Here is a 6,874-nt window from a genome sequence, read left to right as displayed (position 1 = left end):
AGTTGAGAAGTCCATTTCATCATTTTTTAAATCTTATTTAGCGACAAGTCTAATGTCTAATTCCCAATGCCCAATTTAAAGTGCTTGTCGTTACCCACATTTTTGTAAAATTCAAAGTGTAACCCTGACTGATATCCCGCCCAGAACTAAAGTTCCGGGCTAATAGCTCAAGTCCACTAAGCGTGGACTAAAATTTTCGCTTTTACAGAGTATAGCTATTTACATTACTTAAAATCTTCTATTTAGTCCTCTTGAGAGGACTTTAGCTATTAGCCTTGGAATAAATTCCAAGGCGGGATGGCAACGAAGCAAAGATTTATAAAGATGTTGATAATAACAAGATTTAAAATGTCAGCATTTCCAAATCTAAATCTGATGCTACTTGAGCAAGTTTATTTAAATCACCCAGGTTATCTAAATATGGTAAGCAGCCTAAAACTGGTGTGTTAGTGAGTGATTGAATCAATTGGTGCGGTGTCCAGTCGGCTATTTCTGCATCGGTTCGTCTTTGTACGCAGTTCAGCACAATGCCTTTAAGATTGATGCGCGATTGTCTAGCTAATGCTACGTTCGCCACTGCTTGAGCGATCGCACCTAATCTCACTGGCACTACCAATACCGTTGGTAAATGCCATTCTCCGGCTAAATCGGCTACGGTTAATTCTTCAGTTACAGGCGAACCTAACCCACCCAAGGCTTCTACAAGCACAAAATCACGTTGCGATCGCAATTTAGATAAAGCTTGCCAAACTACTGCTAAATCTATTTGGCGATTTTCTCGTGCTGCTGCGATGGGAGGGGCCAGAGGTGCTTGAAAGTACAATGGTGTAATTTCTTCTAAAGATTGTTCTAGTGTAAATAGCTTTTGATACCACTCGCGATCGCCAATCCCCGATTGAATCGGTTTCATGATTCCCCAGCTACGCTGCGGATAATATTTTTGCCAATAGGCTGCTAATGCTGTTGTTAAAACAGTTTTACCAGCTTCGGTATCAATTCCAGTAATTAGTAGTGTGTTTAACATTAATTTCTTTGGCCAGAAAATGGTTGTGTTCCATCAACTGGCGGAAAACTTGGTGTTTCACCAGTAGTCGGAATTGGCGTAGGTGTCTCTGTCGGAATTGGGAAGGGTGTTTGTGTAAAAACTGGGGTGGGTATCTCTGTTGGAACTGGGGTAGGTGTTTGTGTAGGTATTGGGAAGGGTGTCTCTGTCGGAATTGGGGTAGGTGTTTGTGTAAAAATTGGGGTAGGTATTTCTGTTGGAATTGGGGTCGGTGTTTGTGTAGGTATTGGTTTGGCTGGTGTTTCTAATGCAACAGTAAAACTGTAATTGCTTTCGGGAACTCCTGGAACCAGTGTTAACTCAATAGTATATCTACCAGTAACCAGCAATGGTCCTTTATATGATGTTACTTGTTGAACATTCTGATCAATTGGTTGTTGATTGGGACTGAAGACTGTTAGCAAAACGCTGCTTCCTGAGTCAATAAACGCAGTTAAATTGTCACCTTCCTGCCCAAAAAAAGTGTAGCGGATGATTTGATTTGTTTTGAGAGTATCTGTAACCGTGGTTGGGTTAGATGCTTTAAGATTGAGCCGCCTACTAGATATAATAGGTTGCTCGGGGGTGGGTGTGGATGTGAATGTAGTACCACCAGAAATAACTGGTGAAGGGAAATTTTGTGGAAGCGTCTGTGTTGGTGATGGTTTTGACTGACTGCGGATGGAACTTACTAAAGCCCAAGAACCAAATCCGGCTATGATCACTACAGCAGTGCCAATCGCTGCGATCGCTAACGGATTATCCAAGACTGAGCTAGTGGAACTTGGTGGAATCATAGGATCGGGTTGTTTCTTGGGCGAAGCTGCTGGTGTTACTGAGTCAGGACGGCGGCCAACAGCGATTGTTTGCAAGTTAGATGTATTCAAGGGCGGAAGATTGACTTGCTCTAAAGATTGTAGTGCTTGAGATACACTAGCAGCACTTTGATAGCGATCGCTCGGTATATGGCTTAACATTCGATTCAAAACCTGAGCAAATCGTGGATTAACTGTTACCCACCGTTGCCAATTCCAAGTTAGCTGGTTTTCGTCAAATAACTCCCTTGGTTCTTTACCAGTCAGCAAAACAATTGCTGTTACTGCTAATGCATACAAATCACTACTAGGATAAGCTCCCCCTGTTTGCATTTGTTCACTAGGAGAGTAGCCTAATTTTCCCACACTGGTTTCTGGCATTGCGCTCTCTGGCGATCGTAAACGAGTTGCCAGTTCTTTTACCACCCCAAAGTCAATTAACACAGGTTTAGCGTCACTATCTCGCAAAATAATATTTTCTGGCGAGATATCTCGGTGAATAATCCCTCGACTGTGAATATGCTCTAAAACAGGCAGCAACAACTTTATCAACTGCAATACTTCAGCCTCTGTGAAGGTTTGACCCACAGCTTGACGTTCAGCCAGCAGAGCTTGATACGTTTGACCTGCAACGTAGTCCTCCACCAAAAATAAACGTTGGTCTTGCTCAAATCTTTCCCGGAATTTCGGGACTTGTGGGTGTTCAATTTGATATAAAATAGCGGCTTCTCGGTGAAAAAGCTCTTGTGCCTTCTCCCAAGCCAAAGCCTCCGTTGCTGTTGAAATCAATTCTTTGATCGCGCAAAGTTCGTTAAAGCGCCTCTGGTCTTCTGCCAGATAGGTTCTACCAAATCCTCCTTGTCCGAGAATTTGAATTATGCGATAACGGTTTTGCAAGACAGTGCCAACTGTAATGGGTGGTTGCATGATCGAATGATTGAGTGTAGTAGCAACTGAGGAGGAAGTCACCTACAAAGATTAAGTCCAAGAGGCGACGGACAGTTACCTGCGGCAATATTCTACTATACCCAATGGGTAAACCCCCACCAGAGCTAGGTTATTTCCTAGTCCATTTAACAGCCCCCAACCTCAATTCAATTTATCTTTCTGGAAAAACGAGAGATTTTAAAATATGCAAAATTAACTTGAGAATCCAGTTTATACAACTTGCCCATCTGTTTTTCAATCAATCCTTTGGGAAATAGATGTTCACGATTAACTACTATCAAAACTGTATCCGCACGATTTGTTAAATTGCCAATTTTTTCTGCAAAATTTTCATCAATAATCCCCTTCCTTAACTGATTCCCTAAATTTTGTCCATTCAGAGTTAGAGGATCACCATAGTATCTAAATAATTTGAGATTACCAAATAGAACTACAGATTTTGTCGAAGATGAACGATTTTTTATAATGTATTGGATTGCAGAGCGGTAGTCATCTTTCTTATAGCGATCGTTGAAGTAGTAATTAAAAATAGAATAAATATTTAGAACTATCAGAGATATGACAGATATTTGAGCAAACTGAAACACTCCATAGCGCTTTGAGCTAATACCAGTCCTTTGACTCAAAACTGATGGAATAAGCATAGCAAGTAGTAAGGAAAGATAATAAGAGTGACGCGGTACCCAATTAAATTTCGTGACTATAGCTAAAAGCAATCCTAGTAAAAATGCCATGACAAAAACAGAAGCAAAGAAGTAATCAGGATGCTGCTCTCTGTTATTTTTTTTATGTTTAAATAAAACTTTTATTAAAGCCAGAAAAAGTACAGTACTGACAATCACTAATAAAAGTATGTGAGGCCAGTAATGAAGCACAACCTGTACTTTATTATCGCCACGCAATTGTTCAGTTGAAGGCCCATATGTTGTCCCCACTAAAATTCCATATAACACAAAAATCATATTTTGAATTACGGGGAATCCTAAGCGAGAAACTTCAATGCTGTCTGGCTCAGTTGCTCCAGGTAGAGTCAGGTAATATAAAACTGGCGGTAAAGATAAAAACGCAGCCGGAATCCACCATTGTAGCCATTGCCTTAAATTTCTATAGATAGCAATATGAGAGAGACATAAAGCTACAGTGGAAAAGCAGAAATTAATATTAGTAAAAACTCCTATGGCAGTAAAGATACTAAATAGCCATATTGAAAGACCTCGATTATCTTCATTTTTAACTAATGCTGCGCTGAAGAAATATAGTTGAAGTGAAGAAATAAAAATTGCTAAGGCATAAATTCTTGCTTCTTGGCTGTAGTAAACACAGAAAGAACTGAATGTTATGATTACCAGAGACCATAAAGCGTGCTTTTTTCCATATATCCGCAAAGCAGTAAAGTAGATAGCGATAGTTGAGCCAATTCCTAAAATAGCAGAGAGTGAACGAAGGGCAAATTCACTTTCACCAAACATCTGATGCCAAAAATATAGAACTATAAAGTATAGTGGTTGAAATCTATCACTATTTTTTACGGTTCTTACGTTTGTAATGCTTTCTTGAAGTGTCGAGGCATCAGAAAGACTTAAGGTCAAACCCTCGTCAAACCAAAGACTCTGTTTTGACAACAGAAAAAAGCGCAGGAAAACACTCAAAATAATCACTATCAAAACAAATAGATAATATCTCGACCATTTCTGGTTTAAAACTTTATTCATAATTTTATTTCCTCTTGATGAAACTTCAGGAATCACTGCTGCACACTTTATTTCAATCAAACTTTCAAAACAAAAAATTAAGTAACTGCTTCAAATCAATATAATCAGTTAAGCATAGTCTCACTGCTTACTTAAAGCAATTGCCCCGATCCCGCTCAACATCAAACCCGCTCCTAACCATTGCAAAAATAAGATTTTTTCTCGCAAAATTACAGCACCAGTGATCATTGTAAATATAATTGTTAATCCTATTACTATTGGATAGGCAACAGATAAATTCAGCTTTCCTAAAACTACCACGTAAAAAATTGTACTCAGTCCATAAGTACAAATCCCTCCTAGTAAATAGATATTTAAGGGATTTTGTCCGGCTCCTAGTTTCAATAGATTTTGAGCCAGTGTATTTAACCCTACTGTGATTAGAATCAGTAAACTAAAAATTATCTGGTTATTCATGGTGAAAATTTAGTCACTTGATAAGGTAAAATTTTTTGAGGAAAAGAGCAATTTATAAGAAGCTTTCATAGCCAGTAGCACCGTCAAAATCCCAAAGTTCTCCTTTAGATGGATAAGGTATCTGTACCCATTTACCAGCAAGTTTTTCCCACCATCGGGGCGGGTGCGGTAGACTGGCAACTTGGATGTAGCCACATCCACAAAGTAGTGAGCCGACAAAATCTGTATGTAAACTATCACCAATGACGATTACATGTTTTGCGGGTAGGCGCATATAAGTTATTGCTTGTTGAAATGCAGGGCGAAAGGGTTTTTTCGCTGGACTAAGTGCTTGAATATCAAGACGATGAGACCAATATTTGACGCGATAGCGACGTTTCCCATTTGAAAGGATAAAAAATTGTAATCCGGCTAACTTTGCTTGCGTAATCCAATCTTCTGCATAAGGAGATAGGTAGCGATCGTCTTCCGAAATAATTGTGTTATCTAAATCGAGAATAATTCCTTTAACGCCGCAAATCTTGATTTTCTCAATTTCTATCTGAGCTAGTGTATGGACATGTCGTGGAAGCTTATGGCGTTTATCTTTAAAACCTAATTTACGCCACTTCATCAAAAAAGCTTTGAAATTTTTCATCCAAAAATTCCCTTGCCGAAAATTCTATTAACCCATTTACTAGATTTATTCGATCAGCCCTTGATGTTTGAGCAAGAGAATCACAAAGCAAGTGATCACCCAACCAAGAACAGTTAATAGGATGGGTAAATCTTTTAATAAAACTTCTTCCGGTCTTTCACTGCGTCCACCTTGCTCAATACTGTCGTCACTGTGACTGGTAATTTCCTGAGGATCACTCAGCAGTTGATAGCGAAAAATTCCATAGAAAACAAACGGCAAAGTGAGTAGCATCCAAGAGGTGCGTGCCCCATGCAAGTATGGGCCTGCACTCCAAAGAGTATAGGTGATAACCGTACAAGTAGTGACGACATTTTCCATGCGAGCCAGTAGGGGCAAGGAATAGTATTTGAGGACAGAACGAGGCTTGTTGCCTTTAATTTGTGCTAACCGTAGTTCTGCTTTGCGCTTTTCAATACCCAAGAATAGCGCCAGCATTGCAGTGCAAATTAAAAACCAACTAGATAAAACAATCCCAGTAGCAGCAGCACCAGCGTATGCTCGTAGGACAAATCCGGTAGCGATCGCTCCAACATCCAAAATCACCATCCGTTTCAGTCGCAGATTATAGGCGATCTGCAACACGGCGTATGCAGTGATGGCTGCACCCAATTGCGGCGATCGCAACCACCCAAAAATCAGAGCACTACCCAATAGCACCAATGCCATACCACTAGCAACACGGGTGCTAACCAATCCAGCAGCAATTGGCCGCTTACATTTTACAGGGTGCTGACGGTCAGATTCAACATCTGCAATATCATTGATTAAGTAGAAGCCACTTGATGCACAACAAAATAATACAAATGCCAATAGGCTACCTAGTATAGATTGCAGATTGATGCTAAATGCAAACAAGGGTGCCGCAAACACTACTAGGTTTTTTGTCCATTGTCGCGGTCGCATAGCAGCTAGATAGTGCGCCGACTTCTTAGAACTAGTTAAAGATTTTTCTGCTACTGAATTACGTCGAGAGTCCATAAGTATTTCCCACTTTTATCTCTCAGGAGAATTTAGATTGAACAATTTTTCTGCATTTAGCAGCATTTAATTAAAATTTATTTTAGTAAAAATACTTACAAATCTTTACCTAGATGATATTACTCTTGTTAAGTAATGTTTTGGTATCATAAAGAATGTTTTCATTAAATCTTTATTTAAAATTTATTCAATGAACCTATCCCACTAATAATATTTTGTGAATCCAGATGTGGATAGTAGCGAG

The 6,874-nt window shown here is 39.4% G+C and carries 6 protein-coding genes; all 6 read right to left on the bottom strand.

Annotation, left to right across the window (positions count from 1 at the left end; genetic code table 11):
* Positions 1-343 precede the first annotated feature (343 nt).
* Positions 344-1,024 carry a dethiobiotin synthase gene (gene bioD / locus ACFE90_RS34345; protein WP_375506753.1) on the bottom strand — a complete coding sequence of 227 codons (681 nt, stop codon included), beginning with the start codon at positions 1,022-1,024 and terminating at the stop codon, positions 344-346.
* Positions 1,024-2,784, bottom strand: coding sequence for a protein kinase (locus ACFE90_RS34340; protein WP_375506752.1), 1,761 nt, complete (start codon positions 2,782-2,784; stop codon positions 1,024-1,026). The genes bioD and ACFE90_RS34340 overlap by 1 nt, the downstream gene beginning before the upstream one ends.
* Positions 2,785-2,951: 167 nt before the next feature.
* A complete protein-coding gene (locus ACFE90_RS34335; RefSeq protein ID WP_375506751.1) occupies positions 2,952-4,517 on the bottom strand; it encodes a glycosyltransferase family 39 protein in 1,566 nt (521 codons plus the stop codon).
* Positions 4,518-4,637: 120 nt separating this feature from the next.
* Positions 4,638-4,973, bottom strand: a complete 336-nt coding sequence (locus ACFE90_RS34330; RefSeq protein WP_375506750.1) for a small multidrug resistance protein — start codon at positions 4,971-4,973, stop codon at positions 4,638-4,640.
* A gap of 52 nt (positions 4,974-5,025) precedes the next feature.
* The gene (locus ACFE90_RS34325) at positions 5,026-5,610 is read right to left on the bottom strand and encodes a YqeG family HAD IIIA-type phosphatase (RefSeq protein ID WP_375506749.1); all 585 of its coding nucleotides are present in this window, start codon (positions 5,608-5,610) and stop codon (positions 5,026-5,028) included.
* Between the two features lie 45 nt (positions 5,611-5,655).
* Positions 5,656-6,630, bottom strand: a complete 975-nt coding sequence (locus ACFE90_RS34320) for a decaprenyl-phosphate phosphoribosyltransferase (protein ID WP_375506748.1) — start codon at positions 6,628-6,630, stop codon at positions 5,656-5,658.
* Positions 6,631-6,874: the final 244 nt, after the last annotated feature.

This window comes from uncultured Nostoc sp. (genome assembly GCF_964245445.1).
GTDB lineage: Bacteria > Cyanobacteriota > Cyanobacteriia > Cyanobacteriales > Nostocaceae > Nostoc.
Note: the sequence above shows the minus strand (reverse complement) of the source record. Positions and strands in the feature narration are given on the sequence as shown.

Coding starts and splice junctions, on each gene's coding strand:
- bioD (WP_375506753.1), bottom strand. CDS start 1,024: ATGTTAAACACACTACTAATTACTGGAATTGATACCGAAGCTGGTAAA.
- ACFE90_RS34340 (WP_375506752.1), bottom strand. CDS start 2,784: ATGCAACCACCCATTACAGTTGGCACTGTCTTGCAAAACCGTTATCGC.
- ACFE90_RS34335 (WP_375506751.1), bottom strand. CDS start 4,517: ATGAATAAAGTTTTAAACCAGAAATGGTCGAGATATTATCTATTTGTT.
- ACFE90_RS34320 (WP_375506748.1), bottom strand. CDS start 6,630: ATGGACTCTCGACGTAATTCAGTAGCAGAAAAATCTTTAACTAGTTCT.
- ACFE90_RS34330 (WP_375506750.1), bottom strand. CDS start 4,973: ATGAATAACCAGATAATTTTTAGTTTACTGATTCTAATCACAGTAGGG.
- ACFE90_RS34325 (WP_375506749.1), bottom strand. CDS start 5,610: ATGAAAAATTTCAAAGCTTTTTTGATGAAGTGGCGTAAATTAGGTTTT.